The 17,223-nt window shown below is 70.0% G+C and carries 18 protein-coding genes; 12 read left to right on the forward strand and 6 right to left on the reverse strand.

The features are described 5' to 3' along the window. Positions 1-31 precede the first annotated feature (31 nt). Positions 32-1,129 carry a PP2C family protein-serine/threonine phosphatase gene (locus J4E96_RS05610; protein ID WP_227424791.1) on the forward strand — a complete coding sequence of 366 codons (1,098 nt, stop codon included), beginning with the start codon at positions 32-34 and terminating at the stop codon, positions 1,127-1,129. Between the two features lie 8 nt (positions 1,130-1,137). Beyond that, complete coding sequence (locus J4E96_RS05615) at positions 1,138-1,527, forward strand: MGMT family protein (RefSeq protein ID WP_227424792.1); 390 nt, start codon at positions 1,138-1,140, stop codon at positions 1,525-1,527. A gap of 357 nt (positions 1,528-1,884) precedes the next feature. Here J4E96_RS05615 and J4E96_RS05620 read toward each other — a convergent pair whose 3' ends face one another. From J4E96_RS05620 to cysK, 3 genes are all read right to left on the reverse strand, one after another. Then, entirely contained in the window at positions 1,885-2,937 is a 1,053-nt protein-coding gene (locus J4E96_RS05620) for an LLM class F420-dependent oxidoreductase (RefSeq protein ID WP_227424793.1), read from the reverse strand. Between the two features lie 130 nt (positions 2,938-3,067). Next, complete coding sequence (epsC, locus tag J4E96_RS05625; protein WP_227424794.1) at positions 3,068-3,652, reverse strand: serine O-acetyltransferase EpsC; 585 nt, start codon at positions 3,650-3,652, stop codon at positions 3,068-3,070. Beyond that, a complete protein-coding gene (gene cysK, locus J4E96_RS05630) occupies positions 3,652-4,587 on the reverse strand; it encodes a cysteine synthase A (protein WP_227424795.1) in 936 nt (311 codons plus the stop codon). Before cysK ends, epsC begins: the two co-directional genes overlap by 1 nt. A gap of 416 nt (positions 4,588-5,003) precedes the next feature. Here cysK and J4E96_RS05635 point away from each other — a divergent pair, with 416 nt between their 5' ends. The 3 genes from J4E96_RS05635 to J4E96_RS05645 are packed head-to-tail and all read left to right on the forward strand — an operon-like array spanning position 5,004 to position 7,564. Beyond that, positions 5,004-5,726 carry a YceI family protein gene (locus tag J4E96_RS05635; protein WP_227424796.1) on the forward strand — a complete coding sequence of 241 codons (723 nt, stop codon included), beginning with the start codon at positions 5,004-5,006 and terminating at the stop codon, positions 5,724-5,726. Between the two features lie 27 nt (positions 5,727-5,753). Next, positions 5,754-6,452, forward strand: coding sequence for an SGNH/GDSL hydrolase family protein (locus tag J4E96_RS05640; RefSeq protein ID WP_227424797.1), 699 nt, complete (start codon positions 5,754-5,756; stop codon positions 6,450-6,452). Continuing rightward, the gene (locus J4E96_RS05645; RefSeq protein ID WP_227424798.1) at positions 6,449-7,564 is read left to right on the forward strand and encodes a hypothetical protein; all 1,116 of its coding nucleotides are present in this window, start codon (positions 6,449-6,451) and stop codon (positions 7,562-7,564) included. The genes J4E96_RS05640 and J4E96_RS05645 overlap by 4 nt, the downstream gene beginning before the upstream one ends. 10 nt (positions 7,565-7,574) lie before the next feature. Here J4E96_RS05645 and J4E96_RS05650 read toward each other — a convergent pair whose 3' ends face one another. Continuing rightward, positions 7,575-8,459 (reverse strand): alpha/beta fold hydrolase, encoded by an 885-nt coding sequence (locus J4E96_RS05650; protein WP_227424799.1) that lies wholly within the window; start codon positions 8,457-8,459, stop codon positions 7,575-7,577. A gap of 87 nt (positions 8,460-8,546) precedes the next feature. Here J4E96_RS05650 and J4E96_RS05655 point away from each other — a divergent pair, with 87 nt between their 5' ends. The 3 genes from J4E96_RS05655 (at position 8,547) to J4E96_RS05665 (ending at position 10,300) form a co-directional block, all read left to right on the forward strand. Then, positions 8,547-9,029, forward strand: coding sequence for a MarR family winged helix-turn-helix transcriptional regulator (locus tag J4E96_RS05655; RefSeq protein ID WP_227424800.1), 483 nt, complete (start codon positions 8,547-8,549; stop codon positions 9,027-9,029). A gap of 43 nt (positions 9,030-9,072) precedes the next feature. Further along, positions 9,073-9,441 (forward strand): PGPGW domain-containing protein, encoded by a 369-nt coding sequence (locus J4E96_RS05660; protein ID WP_227424801.1) that lies wholly within the window; start codon positions 9,073-9,075, stop codon positions 9,439-9,441. 313 nt (positions 9,442-9,754) lie between these two features. Then, positions 9,755-10,300: a hypothetical protein gene (locus J4E96_RS05665; protein ID WP_227424802.1), complete on the forward strand. Its 546-nt coding sequence runs from the start codon at positions 9,755-9,757 to the stop codon at positions 10,298-10,300. A gap of 729 nt (positions 10,301-11,029) precedes the next feature. Here the strand turns inward: J4E96_RS05665 and J4E96_RS05670 are convergent. Continuing rightward, positions 11,030-12,193 (reverse strand): epoxide hydrolase family protein, encoded by a 1,164-nt coding sequence (locus J4E96_RS05670; protein ID WP_227424803.1) that lies wholly within the window; start codon positions 12,191-12,193, stop codon positions 11,030-11,032. Between the two features lie 114 nt (positions 12,194-12,307). Here J4E96_RS05670 and J4E96_RS05675 point away from each other — a divergent pair, with 114 nt between their 5' ends. The 4 genes from J4E96_RS05675 to J4E96_RS05690 all read left to right on the forward strand — a co-directional run bounded on the left by J4E96_RS05675 (position 12,308) and on the right by J4E96_RS05690 (position 15,404). Continuing rightward, positions 12,308-12,907: a TetR/AcrR family transcriptional regulator gene (locus J4E96_RS05675; protein ID WP_227424804.1), complete on the forward strand. Its 600-nt coding sequence runs from the start codon at positions 12,308-12,310 to the stop codon at positions 12,905-12,907. A gap of 482 nt (positions 12,908-13,389) precedes the next feature. Continuing rightward, positions 13,390-14,076 (forward strand): slipin family protein, encoded by a 687-nt coding sequence (locus J4E96_RS05680; protein ID WP_227424805.1) that lies wholly within the window; start codon positions 13,390-13,392, stop codon positions 14,074-14,076. A 750-nt stretch (positions 14,077-14,826) separates the two neighbouring features. Beyond that, on the forward strand, positions 14,827-15,027 hold the full coding sequence (locus J4E96_RS05685) for a hypothetical protein (protein ID WP_227424806.1): 201 nt from the start codon (positions 14,827-14,829) through the stop codon (positions 15,025-15,027). Beyond that, positions 15,024-15,404 carry a type II toxin-antitoxin system death-on-curing family toxin gene (locus J4E96_RS05690; protein WP_227424807.1) on the forward strand — a complete coding sequence of 127 codons (381 nt, stop codon included), beginning with the start codon at positions 15,024-15,026 and terminating at the stop codon, positions 15,402-15,404. The genes J4E96_RS05685 and J4E96_RS05690 overlap by 4 nt, the downstream gene beginning before the upstream one ends. A 229-nt stretch (positions 15,405-15,633) precedes the next feature. Here J4E96_RS05690 and J4E96_RS05695 read toward each other — a convergent pair whose 3' ends face one another. Beyond that, entirely contained in the window at positions 15,634-16,539 is a 906-nt protein-coding gene (locus J4E96_RS05695; RefSeq protein ID WP_227424808.1) for a MerR family transcriptional regulator, read from the reverse strand. Positions 16,540-17,223 lie beyond the last annotated feature (684 nt).

Consider the following 17,223-nt stretch of genomic DNA (forward strand, 5'->3'; position numbering starts at 1 on the left):
ACCGGCGCGTGTTCCTGGGTACCCTCACGGCGTGACGACCCCCGTGTCCCGAGCCCCGCAGCGCTCGGACCTGACGCGCCGCATCGCGGTGCGCATGCGGGGCGCGGGCATGTCGCTGCACCTCATCGGGACCGTCGCGCTCGTCGCGCTCGTCGTGCTGACCGGGCTCGGCATCGAGCAGATCCGCGCGTGGGTCCCGTCGTCGTTCCTGCTGCTCATCCTGCTGGTGGCGGCCTTCCTGCTCGGCCTGGCCGGGACCGCCGTCGTCTGCCTCGTGATCGTGCTCGAGTTGGCCTACCTGCAGCTCGTCGTGGGCGCCGAGCTCGACCCGGGCGTGCTGATCGTGCACGGGCTCGCGCTCGTGGCCGTCCTGCTGTTCGTCCGGAGCCGGGAGCGGCTCGGGCTGAGCGGCGCGGCCGGCGGCATCATGCTCGTCGACCTGCGCGACCGCCTCGAGGCGCACGGCCGGATCCCCCCGCTGCCGGCCGGCTGGCGGGTCGACAGCGCGCTGCGGTCCGCCTATGCGGAGGCGTTCTCCGGCGACTTCGTGGTGGCGGCGCGGGCCGACGGCGGGCGCCTGCTCGAGATCGGCCTGGTCGACGTCTCCGGCAAGGGGCAGGCCGCCGGAGTTCGATCGCTCCTGCTCTCCGGCGCGTTCGGCGGCCTGCTCGGCGCGATGCCGAGCGAGCAGTTCCTTGCCTCCGCCAACGCCTACCTCATCGGGCAGGACTGGGACGAGGGCTTCGCGACCGCGGTGCACGTCGCGGTGGACCTCAGGAGCGGCGAGTACTGGGTCGCGACGGCGGGCCACCCGCCGGCCGTGCACCTGCACGCCGGGTCGGGGATTTTCGAGGTCGTCGACACGGTCGGCGGGCCCGTGCTCGGCGTCGTCGACGACCCGACGTTCACGATGCACAACGGCGTGATGCTCCCGGGCGATGCCCTGATGCTCTACACCGATGGGATGGTCGAGACCCCCGGGTCCGACCTCGAGCTCGGGATCGACCGGCTCATCGGCGTCGCCGAGCGGGTTGTTGCCACCCGGCGCGGGGGAGCAGAGGCTGTCCTTGCGGGCGTGAAGGCGGGCGAGTCCGACGACCGCGCGCTGGTGCTCATCTACCGAGATTGAGGGTGCACGTGGACGAGGACTACCTCGAGGCGGTGCTGGACCTTGTCCAGACGATCCCGTCGGGTCGGGTGATGACGTACGGCACGGTGGCCGAAGTCGTGGGCGACCGGCTGGTGGCCGACGGGGGCCGCTGGCGAGGTGGCCCGCGGCAGGTCGGGCAGGTGCTCTCGCGGGCCGGCGGCGGGGTGCCCTGGTGGCGCGTCGTCAACGCCGCCGGCGGCCCGCCCGCCTCACAGCTGTCCCTGGCGCTCGCGACGCTCGAGCGCGAGGGCACGCCGCTCGCGGCGCAGGGCATGCGGGTCGACCTCCGCGAGGCGTTGTGGTGGCCGGCCGACGAGGCATCGCCGAGCCTGGCGACCCTGCCGCCCGACGATCCCCGCCCGGTCGCCGAGGTCTGACCCGCCGACACCACCCTCAGGCCCGGGTGAACCGCGCCGACGCGATCGGGGCGGGAGTGACGCGTGTGACTCAGGTGGCATCCCAGGAGTCCCACCGGCACCACCCGTCACTCGCGCGTCGGGCAGGTTCGCCTGCGCGCCCGGGCGTGCAGGCGCGGACGTGTCGAGGCCAGATTCAGGCCGGTGCTCGCGCCGTGCGCGCGGAGCACGTGACGGGTGGTGCGGGTGGGGTTGCTGGGACGTCCCACCGGACGATCGAGCCACTCGGGTCACATGCTCCGCGCGGAGAGTGGCGAATCGCCGCGCGGACGGTGGCGAATCGACGCGGAGGGTGGCGAATCGGCGTTGTCGAGCCCGCTAGCGCGGGGCGTTCAGCGCCGCGGCGACCACCGCGAGCGAGCTCGCCTCGCCCTGCACGATCAGGGTCGTGACGGCCGTCGTCCGCCAGGCCGCGAGATCGGCCGCGATCTTCGCCGGCGACCCCACGAGCGCGACGTCCTCGACCAGCTCGAGCGGAACGGCCGCACTCGCCTCGGCCCGCCGGCCCGCGAGGTAGTGGGCCTGGATCTCGTCGCAGGCCGCGCCGTAGCCGAGCCGCACGAGCACGTCCCGGTGAAAGTTCGCCCCCTTCGCCCCCATGCCGCCGGCGTACAGCGCGATGAACGGCCGGACCACGTCGGCGGCGCGTTCGACGTCGTCGTGCACCACCACCGGGACCGTCGCGCTGACCTCGAACTCCTCTACCGGGCGTTGGTTGCGCACGGGCGGCGCGGCGGCGCGGCGGGCGAAGCCCTCGGCGAGCAGCTCGCGGTAGGTCTCGTCCACGCGCGGCGAGTAGAACAGGGGGAGCCAGCCGTCCCCGATCTCCGCCGACAGCGCGATGTTCTTGGGCCCCTCGGCGGCGAGGTGGATCGGCAGGTCGGCGCGCAGCGGGTGGACGGTCGAGCGCAGGGCCTTGCCCAGGCCCGAGCCACTGCGCAGGGGCAGCGAGTAGAACGCGCCGTCGTAGGTGACGGGGGCCTCGCGCGCGAGCACCTCGCGCACGATCGCGACGTACTCGCGGGTCCGGGCCAGCGGGCGCGGGTAGGGCTGGCCGTACCAGCCCTCGACCACCTGCGGGCCGGACGCGCCGAGCCCGAGCGTGAACCGACCGCCCGAGAGGTGGTCGAGCGTGAGGGCGGCCATCGCGGCGGCGGTCGGCGTGCGCGCGGACAGCTGGGCGATCGCGGTGCCGAGCCGGACCGTCCGGGTCTGCGCGCCCCACCAGGCCAGCGGCGTGAGCGCGTCGGACCCGTAGGCCTCGGCGGTCCAGACCGAGTCGAAGCCGAGCCGCTCGGCCTCGAGCACCGCGTCGAGGGCCCCGGGTGGCGGGCCGGCCGACCAGTAGCCGGTGTGGTATCCGAGGCGCATCGGGGCTCCTTCATCGCAGTCATCTCGACGTCGAGATACCCCATGGTGCCCCACGCGGCGCCCTGCCGCTGCGAGATCGGCCCGGCCGCCGCGGGATGGGCCCGGCACCGCGAGATCGGCCCGGCCGCCGCTAGATGTAGATCGCCGGGTCGTCGATGTAGATCTCCGCGACCTGAGACGACGGCCGGTGCCGGATGCGGGCCGGCACGCCGACGGCGATCGCCCCCGCCGGGACGTCCGTGATGACGACGGCGTTCGCGCCGATCTGCGCCCCGGACCCGATCCAGACCGGGCCGAGGATCTTCGCGCCCGCGCCGACCACGACCCCGTCGCCCAGGGTCGGGTGCCGCTTGCCGTGGTGCATCGCCTTGCCGCCGAGCGTCGCGCCGTGGAACAGGGTCACGTCGTCGCCCACCTCGGCCGTCTCGCCGATCACGACGCCCATGCCGTGGTCGATGAACAGCCGCCGACCGATGCGCGCCGCCGGGTGGATCTCGACCCCGGTCGCCGCCCGGGCTGCCTGGGAGAGCAGCCGGGCGGCCAACCGCAGGCCGGGCTCGCGCCACATCCGGTGCGAGAGCCGATGGATCCAGATCGCGTGCACGCCGGGGTAGCCCAGGGCCACCTCGATCACCGTCCGCGCTGCGGGGTCACGCCGCCGGGCCACCTCGAGGTCCTCGCGCAGCACGGTGAGAAACCGCCGCAGGTCGGGCATCAGTCGAGCAGATCCGCGTACAGCACCGAGGTGAGGTAGCGCTCGCCGAACGACGGGATGATCACGACGATGAGCTTGCCCGCGTTCTCCGGGCGCTTCGCCAGCAGGATCGCGGCGTGGATCGCGGCGCCGGACGAGATCCCGACGAGCAGGCCCTCGCGCTTGGCGGCGTCGCGCGCCACGGCGACGGCGGTCTCGGCGTCGACGTCGATGATCTCGTCGTAGATCGTGCGGTCGAGGATCTCGGGCACGAAGTTCGCGCCGATGCCCTGGATCTTGTGCGGGCCGGGCGCGCCGCCGTTGAGGATCGGCGACTCGGCCGGCTCGACCCCGACGATCTGCACGCCGGGCTTGCGCTCCTTGAGCACCTGTCCCACGCCCGTGATCGTCCCGCCGGTCCCGATGCCAGCGACGACGATGTCGACCGCGCCGTCGGTGTCGTCCCAGATCTCGACGGCCGTCGTGCGCCGGTGGATGTCGACGTTCGCCTGGTTGGCGAACTGCCGCGCGAGGATCGCACCCGGGCGCTCGGCGACGATCTCGTTGGACTTGTCCACCGCGCCCTTCATGCCGCCCGAGCCGGGCGTGAGGATGAGCTCCGCGCCGAACGCGCGCAGCAGAGCGCGCCGCTCGCGCGACATCGTCTCGGGCATCGTCAGCACGACGTCGTAGCCGCGGGCCGCGCCGACCATCGCGAGCGCGATGCCGGTGTTGCCGCTCGTGGCCTCGACGATCGTGCCGCCGGGCTTGAGCTCGCCGGACGCCTCGGCGGCGTCGACGATCGCGACGCCGATGCGGTCCTTCACCGAGCTGGCGGGGTTGTAGAACTCGAGCTTGCCGACGACGGTCGCGTCGATCCCCTCGGTGAGCTTGTTGAGCCGGACCAGGGGAGTGTTGCCGACCAGCTTGGTGACATCGTCATAGATGCGAGACATGGATCCTCATGGGGACGGGCCGCGGTGCGGCCGGGGTGGATGCAGACTGAACCGAACGAGTGCCGTGGGTGTTCCGCGGGCCGGGTGGGCCGGGATCGACGACGGGGGTGCCAGACGGGCCGAGCGCTGGGGGGCCGTCCGGATCTCACCCGTTCGGGTGGTCACGCAGGACGGGACGAGGCCAGCGCTCTACAGACAGCGGCAGGCGGGCGCGAGGCGAGCGCACGAGCAGGACGTGCCATGGAGCTGAGCCATCGCGCGTCCCTCCTCAGGTTGCCTCGGCGTCGGTACCGCGACGGTAGCGCCTGCGCCCGGACCTGGCAACGCGGGTCCGCGGGTCGACGGCTCCCAGCCTCCTCCCAGGAGAGACTGAACTACTTGCGTGTTCACCTATTCCTCGACGATCGGACCTGTCCGTGCGCAAGAAGCTGCTCATCGCCCTGATCGCTGTCGCCGTCGTTCTCGTCGCCGTCGTCGGCGGTACCGCGCTGTACGCGAGATACGAGAACGGCAAGGCGCCCGAGGCGCTCGGGCTCTCGACCGCGACCTCCACCCCGAGACCGACGGCCGACGGCGCGGGCGACGCCGACGGCGCCGACGGCGCCGACGGCGCCGGGACGGCAGCCGGCGACCTGTCGGGCGCGTGGACGGTCGGCGACGGCTCGCAGGCCGGCTACCGGGTCGACGAGGTGCTGAACAACCAGGACGTCACCGTGGTGGGACGCACTGACGACGTCGACGGAACCGTCACGATCGCGGGCACCGACCTGACGGCGGCCGCGGTCACCGTCTCGATGACGACTGTCGCGACGGACAACTCGGGCCGGGACGGGCAGTTCCTCGACATCCTGCACACCGCCGACTTCCCGACCTCGACCTTCACGCTCACCTCGCCGGTCGACATCGGCGCCATCACCGCCGGGGTCGCCTCGGTCCAGGCCACCGGCGACCTCACGATCGCCGGCGTCACCGCGGCCGTCACCGTCGACCTCGAGGCGCAGACGACGGCGACGGGCGTCGAGGTGTCCGGGTCGATCCCCGTGTCCTTCTCCGACTACGGCATCGAAGCCCCGGACCTCGGCTTCGTGAAGGTCGAGGACGCGGGAACGGTCGAGATGCTGCTCCAGCTCACCAAATAGGGCCCACTGCGGACGTAGGGTCAGCGCGTGAGCACTCGGCGCAGGTGGCATCGCCCGGCGACGCCGCGGCGTGCCTGGCTCCGGGCCTGCGGGGCCGCGCTCGCCGTCGTCGCCATCGGCCTGGCCGTCGTGGCCAGCCGCACGGGGCTCGAGCCCTCGGGTGCGGTCGCCGCCGGGGCCGACGACGCCGGCGCGACGGTCGTGCGGTTCGCGGCGGTCGGCGACTCGATCACGAACGCGAACAGCGCTGACTTCGCCGGGCTGCGCGTGGGCGATGACTCGTGGGTGAACTTCGCGACCGGGCCGGAGGTGGCGTTCGTCGGGGGCTGGGCCCGCGGCGGCGCGCAGACGGCTGACATGGTCGAGCACGCCCGGGCCGTCGAGGCGGATGTGCTGGTGATCATCGCTGGGACGAACGACCTCGCGCACGGCGTGTCTTTCGAGGCGACGACGGCCAACCTCGTGACCATCGCGCGGGCCGTGGGCGCGCCGCGGGTCGTCGTGTCCGCCATCCCGCCGCGCGACGACCGACCGGCGTCCGCGCGCGGGTTCAACCGCGAGCTCGAGCCGTTCGTGCGCGCGCAGGGCTGGACCTTCGTGGACGCGATGGTCGGGCTGCGTTCGGACGACCGGTACGGGCCCGGCATGACGACCGACGGGCTGCACCCGTCGCACCGGGCCGCCGAGATCCTCGGCGTCGCCCTCGCCGGCGCCATCGTCGGGTGACCTCCGGCGGCGGCGGGCCCGGCGCGTCGACGGGTGGGCACGTGATGACGGCTGACGACCTCGTGGGCGCCGTGCGGGGTCGACGCCTGTGCTACGAGCTTGCGCTGCGAGGCTCGAACGGCGACGACGTCCGAAGCGCCATGGGTGCCGAGGCGAGCCGGGTGCACGCGGCACGGGGGGACGGCGGCCGCACCGTCCTCTACCTCGTCGCGGCGACGACCGACGAGCTCGCTCCGGAGCCGCGGCCCGCACGCGCACTCAGCGAGGTGCTGGCCGACGCCGCTCCCGGCGCGACCGTCGGCCCGCGCGAGCTGCTCGCGGCGCTGGCCGACACGGTGACGTCCGCCATGGGCTGGCAACCGCCGGACGCCGAGGACGTCGTGCTCACCCACCCCGCGGTCCGGGCCGGGCTGGGCCGGATCGCCGACGCCGTCCTGGCCGATCCGCACGCGGCGTGGTGGTCCGAGCCGGTGGCCCGCGAGGCTCAGGTCCGCATCCGCTTTGAGCCGGCGACCGTCGCCCGCGCCCCGCGCGGCACCGCCGCCGAGCGGTTGCACCGGTGGCGGGACGGCGTGCTCGAGGAGGAGCGCGCCGCCGTCGGCGGGACGTGGTGGGTCACGCCGGCGCTTGCCGGGCTGGACCTGACGACGCGCGCGCTGGGCGACGCGGGGTCCGCGTCGCTGTGGTTGACGGAGGACGAGCAGGGCTGGGAGTCCGCGGAGCTGGTGCCGTGCGCCGTCGACGTCGATGCCCGCGTCCTGGAGATCGACGGGCCCCAGGCCTGGGCGTCGCTGGTGGCGACGTATCCGTTGACCGTGACCTCTTCGCGCGGGCCCGACTGGTTCGGCACGGTCCCGGCGCGCGCCGGCGACTGGACGATCCCCGACTGGTCGGCCGTGTCGGCGGACTACGACGGGGTGCACGTCAGCGTGCTCGCCTGGCTGACGACCTCGGGGCAGGCCGTGCCCGTGGGGCGCGGCGCGACGACGACGTTGGCCGGGTGGGACCCGGACGCCACCTGGTGGCTCGGCGATCGCCTGCGGCCCGCCGAGACGCATCGCGAGTGGGTGCGCCGGGACCGAGCCTGGCTCCCCACCGATTCGGCGCGCTGATCGACCCCGCTCAGCGCGAGTCGATGCTGCGGAAGAAGTCGACCAGGGTCGCTGCGAGCACGTTCGGAGCCTCCATGGCAACGTAGTGACCGACGCCGTCGAGCGTCACCGACCGAAGGTCGCCGGCGACGACGTGAGCGAGGGTGTCGGCGGTGAAGCCGCCCCCGCCCGCGCCGACGGCGAGCACCGGCATGGTCAGCGGGTGCGCGGCGGCGAGGGCCGTGATGTCCGCGCCCTCGCGAAGCATGGAACGGTAGAGGCCGCTGGCGCCGCGGAAGCCGCCCGGTCGCGAGTACGTCCTGACGAACTCGTCGAGGTCGGCGTCGGTGATCGCCCCGGGGGTCGCGCTCATGGCGGGGAAGGCGAACTGGCCCAGGAACTCGCGCTCCCGGCCCGACAGGAGCAGCTCCGCGATGCCGGGAGCGGCCAGGACGCCGATGTGCCAGGCCCCACCGTGGGTGACGTCTGCCAGCGCCTCGAGGCCGAAGCCCGGCAGTCCCATCTCGATCGCGGTGAGGCTGCGCGCGTCGAGAGGGTGAGTGGTCGCGAGCCGGAACACCGTCGCCCCGCTGATGTCCTGCCCGGTCACGTGCATCGGGCCCACGTCGAGCCGCTCGATGAGCTGGTGGAGGTCCTCGGCCGAGGTCGCGGAGTCGTGCTCGCCGGGACCGGTGTCGGAGTCACCGAAGCCCCGCAGGTCGACAGCGAACACGCGGTGGTTCGCCGCCAGCAACGGGATGACCTTGTGGAACGTCCACCAGGTCTCCGGGAATCCATGCACCAGCAGGACAGGGGAGCCGTCGGTCCCGGCCGCCACGTAGTGCAGGTGAGTCCCGTTGACGTCCACGCGGTGGTGCGTGGCGCCCGGCAGCAAGGCCGTCGTTGCGGTGGTCATGATGCTCTCCCTTGTTGGACAACTAGGTTGTCGATAATAATAGACAACCTGGCTGTCGTTGTCGAGGGCTCGTCGTACGCTTGCCGCATGTCCCGCTCAGGTGCCGACCTCGCGTTGCTCCTTCTCGGCGGCTTCCGTTCCCTGGCCGACGCGGCCCAGCTCGAGCTGGCCCGTCGCGGGCACGAGGACGTGCGACCCGTGCACGACTTCGCGATCCGCGCGATCGCCTCGGGCGCAAGCAGCGCGTCCGAGCTGGGCCGACGTATGTCGGTGTCGAAGCAGGCTGCGGCGAAGACGATCGCGGTGCTGCAGGACCGTGGGTACATCGCCCGCGAGGTCGACCCGACGGATGGGCGCCGCATGCGGCTGCACGTGACCGAGCGGGGGTTCGCCATGCTCCACGAAGCCGAATCGATCTTCGACGACCTGCGCGATCGTTGGGCCAAGCAGATAGGCGACCACCAGCTCAGGGAGCTCGAAGCCCAGCTCTCGGACCTGGTGGGCAGCGCACGCGTGCGCCTCGACGCGCCGGGCTGGATCGCTGCCGACGACCCTGCCGAACCCCACTAGAGGATTGTCGACAGCGACGAAGAGCGGCCGTGCACAATGGGGGATGGACTCGCACGGCCCGACCGCCCACGATGACGCCAGCGACGACGGCGACGCCGACGCAGGCCCCGACGCCGTCGTCGGCGAGCCGCATCGGCCGCTGCCGTTGCCGGAGCGAGTCCGGTCCGCGCTCGACTTCCTGCCGCGCCCGGTCCGGTGGGCCGTTGTCGGGCTCGTGGGGAGCACCTTGGTCATCGCAGGGATCGCGATGCTCGTGCTGCCCGGCCCGGGCCTGCTCACCGTCTTCGCGGGCGTCGCGATCCTGGCCGCGGAGTTCACGTGGGCCGAGATCTTGCTCCGCCGGATGAAGGCGGCGGGAGTGGCCACCTGGTCGCTGGTCCGTCGCAAGCCGCGCCCCGGGCCCACTCCTTAGCCGGGTCTTGGCGACCTCGGCGTGATTCTCGGGGGAGCCGCGTCGCGGCCCGAGCTCTCGCTGCGGGCCCGGCGCCGAGCGCGCGGTCGGGCGGCTCCTGTCGAAGGAACTCCCGACGAGTGCTCTCCTCGTGCGGGGTCCAGATGCCCGCCCAATCACGGTGCCAGTGCTCGAGCCCTCAGAGGATTAGGAACGCGCCTCGAACTAGGAAGTCCCCGGTCGGTGGACGACGCGTAGGTGCCCGGCCATCAAGCGGCGGAGACAAATGCGGCTATGAGTGTCAGGGTGTGAGTTCCGTGCATCATGTTCCTCAGTGGGCGACATCCGCCTGCTCAGCCTCACAATTCGGCTGAACGATGAGGAGTGCCGCACGATGGTCGCTATGCACATTCCGGAACCCGGGCCTCTACCTCTGGACAAGATCACGGCCGACCTGCGTCGCCTCGCCGGCGATCTCGCCGACCGGTTCACCGGCGTCGCAACGGTCGCCCAGGATAGCGACACCGGCGTTGTGGAGGGAGCCGATGTAGTCCCTACAGCGCAGGGGGCGGTTCGTGTGTGGTGGATGCACTCGGCGGAAGACATCATCGTTGGGGTCGGCGACGCACCGGGGTGGGAACTGCCGCGGACGGCGGCAAGCGTCGAGGTCGTGCGAGCGATTCTGGATGCGGCGGCAGCTGGCCTCGTCGAGGTGGGTAAGGGTCGGGGAATTACAACCTACCGGGTGCGAACACCGGACGGTGAGGCGCGTGAGGACACCCATGAAGGGTTCCTCGGCGTATTGTTGACGATGCCCTGGAAGGCGCGTTTGCGTTGGGAGAACGCGACACCTTTCGCAGCAGGGCTTACTCATAATTGATAGCGGGCGCCGCTGCCTAGGCTGCCGCAGGTACTCTCTTGTTGATGCTGGCTTCTAACTGTCGCCCAGCGCCGAGTGCGTGCTGTCGCTCTGTGGCGAGCGATCGCCAGCGTGTCCTTTGAAGTGAGTGGATCACCGGGAACCCTTCCGCTGACACCGCCGAGCGCTTCGTCAGAGCGGCCCTCGACCACATCGACGCCGATCTTGGTCTTCCCGCTCGCGGGTCGAGGTCGCGACGAAGCCTGAGCCGGAATGCGGACCACCACGGTCAAGAAGCGGACGCTCATCGCCTACGACGTCGACGAGTCAGGCGACGAGCTCGTGGTCGTCCTCGGTGTCTTCCCTGGTGGCCACAACTGGGAGGCAGTCTTGCGGGTCGAACCCATGACCACGCTCGGGCCGCCCTGCGAGATCCCGACAGACTCGCCCACGACGACAGCACCCGACTACTGCGCCGTGACGCCGTCGTGCTCCAACGCGCCATCGAAAGGCGAGCTGGGGCCGCCAGTACACCACCGACGGCCTCGCTCGGCGATGGCCCGCAATGATCCGTCGCCCATTCCTACAACGCGCAGAACGAGCCTCGTTGAACGTCAGCTTCTCCGCTAAAGGAAGGCAAGACCGCAACGCAATTGTCGGTGAGCAGTGTGCGCAGAGATCTGCCACGCCGCCCCCGCGAGCGAACACCCACAACGTGCGAAAGATCCGGGTGAGCGTCCTGAGTTCCCGTTAGACGCGAAGGCTCCGCAAGCCCGCACGGATCTCGCTGACCATGATCTCGGGCTGCTCGAACGCTGCGAAGTGTCCGCCCTTGTCGGCCTCCCCGTAGTGGATCAGGTTGGTGTAGGTGTCGTCGATCCAGCTTCGGGGCAGGAGCGGGATGTCGCGGGGGAACACGGTGACCGCGACCGGCAGCGTCAGCTTGGGGCCAGCCATGCTGCCTGCCTTGTTCTCCCAGTAGATGCGGGCCGACGACGCGGCGCTGTTCGTGAACCAGTAGAGCGATATCGCGTCCAGGATCTCGTCGGTGGTCAGGGCGTCCTCGGCGAGCCCGTGATTGTCGGTCTTGGACTGGAACTTGTCGTAGATCCAGGCTGCCTGGCCGGCCGGGGAGTCGGCCAGGGCGATTCCGATCGTCTCTGGCTTCGTGCCTTGCAGGTGGTTCGCTCCACCCATGTCCCCGGTGTACAGGGCGAGGGTGTCCACGGCGTTCTGCTCTTCGGGCGAGAGCGCCTCGGGGATCTGTGCGGGGAACGCGTACGGACTGTTCAGGTGGATGCCGAGCAGACCCTCGGGCTGCATGGCCCCGAGGACGGTGGTGACGGCGGAACCCCAGTCGCCGCCTTGAGCGGCCCAGTTCTCGTAGCCAAGACGCTTCATGAGCTCCGCCCACGCGGCCGCGATACGCGTGACGTTCCACCCCGTCTCGGTCGGCTTCGCGGAGAACCCGAACCCGGGCAGCGAGGGCACGACGACGTCAAACGAATCTTCGACGTCTCCGCCGAACGCCACCGGATCAGTCAGCGGGCCGATCAGTTTCAGGAACTCGACGATCGAGCCCGGCCATCCGTGCGTCAGGATGAGCGGCATCGCTTTCGGATTCTTGGACTTGACATGGATGAAGTGAATATCCAGCCCGTCGATCTCGGTCAGGAATTGTGGGAAACGATTGAGCTCCGCTTCGAACCGGCGCCAGTCGTACTCTCGCTCCCAGTACTGGATGAGCGATCTCGTATTGTCCAGGCGGACGCCCTGCGACCAGTCGGGGACAGTCTCCGGATCCGGCCAGCGAGTTCTAGCCAGCCTCAGCTTCAGATCCTCGATCTCGGAGTCCGGGATCGCGACGGTGAACGGGCGTACGGGCGGTGAGGTTGCGGGCGTCGATGCGGTCATGTCCTGGTCTCCTGAGCGTCTGCCTCGCGGTGCAGCGATCTGCTACACGGCCGCGTGCGTTGCACACTGCTGTGCAATCTAACCCACTACACACTGGTGTGCAATGATCAGATCATGCAGATCGAATCCGCCCGGGCACGCTCCATGAACGACACCCGGAACCGCATCCTCGACGTCGCACTGGAGGTATTGGGGCACAACCCAGACGCCGCCATGGGCGACATCGCCTCCGCTGCCGGCGTGGTCCGTCGCACCGTCTACGGCCACTTCCCCACGCGCGCCGACCTCGTGCGTAACCTCACGCAACGGGCGGTGAACGAGATGACGGCCGTGCTCGCCGAGGTCAAAGCCTCCGACGAAGCTGCCGACGCGGCGTGGGCCGACTTCATCGCCCGCTTGTGGCCGCTGGTGCGCCGTTACCGAGTGCTGTTGGCACTGCGTCGCGGCGAGTACGGGGAGGAGATCCACGCGCTGCTCGGCCCATTCGACACGGCTCTTGCCGACCTGGTGCAGCGAGGCCAGGACAGCCAAGCCTTCGGCCGACACTTGCCGGCTGGGATCCTCAGCCAGATCGCCTACGCCGCCGTGTTCTCCATCGCGGACAACGATCTATCCAGTGAGAACTTCGGCGCCCGCGCCGCGACCGTCACGAGCCTTCTCGTCCTGGGAGTTCCCGAGGCGGCGGCCAGTGCTCTCGTGGGCGACCGGGCGTGAGCAGAGCGCGCTCGACAGGTCGCCACACGGCTGGCCCCAGCAGCGGACTCGGAAGCAGACATACAAGGGCGGGCACAGCTCCGGAGCGTAGTTCGCGACACTCCCCGCCCCACATGCCACGCGCCGCCTCAATCGTCGCTTGAATGGCATCAGGTGGTGCTGGGTGGGGAAGCGCAGCCGCCCGATCACGCGGCCGCCCGAGAATTGGGCAGACAGAGGCACACCAACGGCCCTACCTTGTGTCCGCGTCGTTCTTGGCACGTCCGGAACCTGTGGCTCTGGCGTTTCCTGTTGTCGGCGCTCTAGGTAAAGGAGAGGTCTTCTCGTTCGATCGAGGGGCCTGCGGTGCGACCCCGCAGCCCGGCCGTCGAGCCGTCGCACTCTGGCTCGTCGGCTTTGTGGCTCACGCCCCGCCGGCGGACCTGTGTCGGCTCGGCGGCCGGTCACCGTCAATCCGTCGTGCTCAGAGCAAGGAACAAGACATGGCACGCGTCGACCTGCAGGAGTTCCAGCGTGCCGTGCTGCACAGCTCGGGCCTGCCCGTGCGGGTTCTCGGTCCGGGGCGCCACCGGTTCCGCCGCCGCCGCAGCGTGCTCGCCGTCGTCGACCTGCGCCCAGCACTGCTGAAGGTGGCTGGTCAGGAAGTACTCACGGCCGACGGGCTTGGCGTGCGTGCTTCCGTGGTCGTGCGCTACTCGGTCACCGACCCCCTGCGCTGGGTGCTCGCGGGCGACAGCGAGACCTCAGCAGTGCAATGGTTGTACCTCGCCGCGCAACTCGCGGTGCGCGACTTCATCGGGGGCGTGTCCGCTGAGGACCTGCTCGCGACTCGGTCGTCCGCCGCTGAGGTGGTGACCCCGCGCGTGCGCGATGCCGCCGAGCGGATCGGTGCCGTCGTCGAGGCGGTGGACCTGCGGGACGTGTCGTTCCCGGGCGATCTGCGCCGGACCTTCGCGCTCGTCGTGGTCGCCCGCCAGGAAGCGCTCGCTTCGCTGGAGCGTGCCAGGGGAGAGGTAGCGACCTTGCGGTCCCTTGCCAACGCGGCCCGCGCGCTTGAGGGCAACCCCGCGCTACGCGAGCTGCGCTCGGTGTTGGCCGTCGAGCGCACCAGCGGCACCGTCGTGCTGAACGTTGCCACGCCCGAAGGCACGTCCGCACCCTCCGCGTGAGGGCCGGACAGGCGATCGGTCGGGGTCTGTGCCTGCCGACGACGCAGACCCCGATCCCTTCCCACCGTCGTGCAACTTCGACGTAGTCGGCGGGTACGACGGGCCTTGTGCTGGAAACCACAAGATCGGCGACCTCGCCAAGTACCTCTTGGGGCAGGCTTGGTCCGGAACGGAGGTGCGGTGTGATCGCGCTTCTTGGCTGCGACTTTGGCGAGCCAGGGTGCTGGCCACTGCAGGCCAGGGTCACAGTCGCTCGAGGTCGCGTCGTCGGGGACCAGTTCGAGCGCTGAGCACGCTCGTGAGAAGACGCAGGTCTGTGGTGATCTCGTCCAGCGGAAGCGGACGATCCTCCGGCCTCTTCATCACGCACATCGTGATGCACACCTGCGCGAACCCACGGCCCTCTGTCGATCGGCGTCGAGGTCTCGGTGTCGACGATCAAGCGGGGATCCTGCGCGGCACGCCCTGCGGCGTTACCGTCACGGCGAGGCGAAAGGAGCCCCGATGACAGAAGTACGTCCGACGGCATCGACCCGAAGCCGGGTCCGGTGTCCAATCGGGTGCTTCACGGCCTCTGGTTGCTGTTCGGCGTCTCCCACGTCCTCATGGGCAACCGGTGGCTGGGGATCATCACGATCATCGGGTTCCTCGGCATCGCTGTGAATTGAATCGCCTGCACTTACAGGCGATTCAGCACGCAGCCCAGACCCCCTCGCCTGCGAGTGGTATCGCCTTGGTATCATCGCGTTCATGGCCATGACGCTCCGCCTCACCGATGCCCAGCAAGAAGCTCTCCGAGTGACAGCCGAACGCGAGCAGCGTTCGATGCAGGCCGTCGCGGCCGACGCGATCGAGCGCTACACCTCGGAGCGGAACAGTCGCCGCAACGAGATCTTCGCAAAGATCATGGACCGTGACTCCGACCTCCTGGACCGTCTGGCGCAGGGGTGAATATTGATTACCTTGAGCTCGAAGACCTCCTCATCGCCGCTGAACTGTTCCTGGGCCACGCACCTGCGGTCCGGGACTACGGGCTGCTGGAGTCGGCGCTCGCTCGCCCCCGCGCGGTGGTGTTCGAGCAGGACGCCTATCCAACGCTGGACGACAAGGCCTCTGCGCTGCTGCTCTCCCTCGTCCTGAACCACGCACTGGTCGACGGAAACAAGCGCCTCGGCTGGCTCGGCGTCGTCACGTTCTACGAGCTGAACGGTCGAACCGTTCGCATCATCGACGACTCCCCATTCGAGACGATCATGGCCATCGCCCGCGGCGAGCTCATCGACGTCCCGGCCGTCGCTCACATCCTGCACAGATGGACGACGCCCTAGCGTTGCCACCGCGCACACGTCGGATCTCCGACGCGCACCTTGACTGTCGTTCAGCAACGGTTTGCCGGCCTCTTCGACACCACCGTCACGGCAAACGGCAGCTGAGGTCTTCTGCCCTGGCCCCTCTTTGTCGAAGTCACCCACCGCGTAGTTGTCGCCCAGCGACGGTTGTGTAGTGCGTCAAACGGGCGTTCGGCCCGGTTCGTGTGGCCCCCACATGACACCTGGTTTAATGAGTGGTTGACTCGTGGGCGGCCATCTCTTCGACCAATTCGATGCACCGCAGGCGTGCTGGTGACCAGTCGTAGGGCATCTTTTGAATAGCTTCGACGGCAGTCATGGACTTTTGCCCCCTGCCAGGGTCTTGGCCGGCTTCGTCCTGGAGTACATCAACGGTGGCGGGATGTAAAGCCTCCCAGGAATCTAAGAGTGCTTCGTCGCCCTGCGCCAGGCCAGAATCCTCGATTACGGAATTCAGCGCCAATTCGAAGGCGTGTCGTTCGGCAGCCACCTGGGCCACGCGAGGGTCGTCGACGGTGATCGTGTCGTCGAGTGCCTCCTCGGCGGCATCGACCCGGTCGGAGTCCTCCCGCAGACCCGGGTGGGTGGCCAGGGCGATGTAACGGGTGGCGTTGACGGCCGCAACAAGCGGGCCGAGCATCCGCTCGATGACCAACAGGTTGTCCAGGTCCGCCTGGCGCAGGGAGCCCTCGGGCAGGCTCTCGAGGCGGCTTGCGACAGCGTCGGTGAGCAGACCTATCCTGCTGCCTCGGGTGCGCATGCGCTGCACCGCAGTCCGCTGCCGCTGCAGCTCTGCTTCCTGGGCGACGAGGGTCCTCTCCAGCCGTTCGAGAATGCCCGCGACGCCGAGGTCGCCGTCGGCACCAGCAGGTGCCGGGTCAGCAAAGGCTTCGCGGATGTCATCCAAGGCGATCCCGGCGTCGGCCATCTTTCGGATCCACAGCAGCCGGATCATTTCTTCGTAGCCGTAGCGGCGGCGGTCGTCACTGCCCCGCTCGGGCTCGGGAAGCAGCCCGATCTCGTGATAGTGACGGATTGCCCGCGGTGTGATGCCGACGAACGATGCCGCGTCACCGATCTTGACCTGGCGTGGCGGCACAAGGGACGAAAACATGAGCAGGGCCTTCCTCAAGCGGGCGGGACGTGAACCACCCGACCACATAACGCTACGGAAGGTGCAAGTCCAAGCACACGGTCACCCGCCGCGTCGACTCAGCCGTCACCGCGTGATTCCACTCCCGCACCACGGCGGGCGTCACCGATGCCAGCGTCCGGATCCCCAGATGGACCGTTCTGGGCCGCCCAGCGGCCGCGGCGGCCTCGGGGGACAGGCGCGTCGATCCAGGTGTCCAGCACCTGCTCGTACAACGCCCGAGTCGACTCGGCAATGTCGGTGCGGGTCGCGATCCAGCCACGGAGCCACTCGCCGAGCGGCTGCTCTCCAAGGCGTGGGTCGCGCCACCCACCACGGGCCATCGTGGATACCTCGTGGGCGAGCGCCTGGTCGGCCTCAGGCTTAGCGGGGGCTGACATGGACGCCGCAAGCCTCTGACCTGCGACGGAGTCTCAATCGACATCGACGTATCGCGCACTCGTGCACTATGCGTGCACTTCAGGGCCCGGTGGCAGTGCCGCCCGCTGCGTGCATGTAGAACGCGGGGTCCTGTTAGTGCCCCGGAAACAGGGCGCGCGGGCGGTGCTCGAACAAGGGCCTCCGTCTGCAAGCAGGTCGCCGACGTGGCCACCGCTGCAGTCCAGGCGGCACTGACGCCGGAGCTGCTTAACACGCTCCGGACTC

The sequence above is a fragment of the Pengzhenrongella sicca genome, assembly GCF_017569225.1.
Taxonomy (GTDB): domain Bacteria; phylum Actinomycetota; class Actinomycetes; order Actinomycetales; family Cellulomonadaceae; genus Pengzhenrongella; species Pengzhenrongella sicca.

Coding starts and splice junctions, on each gene's coding strand:
- J4E96_RS05620 (WP_227424793.1), bottom strand. CDS start 2,937: ATGCGCCTCGGATACCACACCGGCTACTGGTCGGCCGGCCCGCCACCC.
- epsC (WP_227424794.1), bottom strand. CDS start 3,652: ATGCCCGACCTGCGGCGGTTTCTCACCGTGCTGCGCGAGGACCTCGAG.
- cysK (WP_227424795.1), bottom strand. CDS start 4,587: ATGTCTCGCATCTATGACGATGTCACCAAGCTGGTCGGCAACACTCCC.
- J4E96_RS05650 (WP_227424799.1), bottom strand. CDS start 8,459: ATGACCACCGCAACGACGGCCTTGCTGCCGGGCGCCACGCACCACCGC.
- J4E96_RS05655 (WP_227424800.1), top strand. CDS start 8,547: ATGTCCCGCTCAGGTGCCGACCTCGCGTTGCTCCTTCTCGGCGGCTTC.
- J4E96_RS05660 (WP_227424801.1), top strand. CDS start 9,073: ATGGACTCGCACGGCCCGACCGCCCACGATGACGCCAGCGACGACGGC.
- J4E96_RS05670 (WP_227424803.1), bottom strand. CDS start 12,193: ATGACCGCATCGACGCCCGCAACCTCACCGCCCGTACGCCCGTTCACC.
- J4E96_RS05675 (WP_227424804.1), top strand. CDS start 12,308: ATGCAGATCGAATCCGCCCGGGCACGCTCCATGAACGACACCCGGAAC.
- J4E96_RS05680 (WP_227424805.1), top strand. CDS start 13,390: ATGGCACGCGTCGACCTGCAGGAGTTCCAGCGTGCCGTGCTGCACAGC.
- J4E96_RS05685 (WP_227424806.1), top strand. CDS start 14,827: ATGGCCATGACGCTCCGCCTCACCGATGCCCAGCAAGAAGCTCTCCGA.
- J4E96_RS05695 (WP_227424808.1), bottom strand. CDS start 16,539: ATGTTTTCGTCCCTTGTGCCGCCACGCCAGGTCAAGATCGGTGACGCG.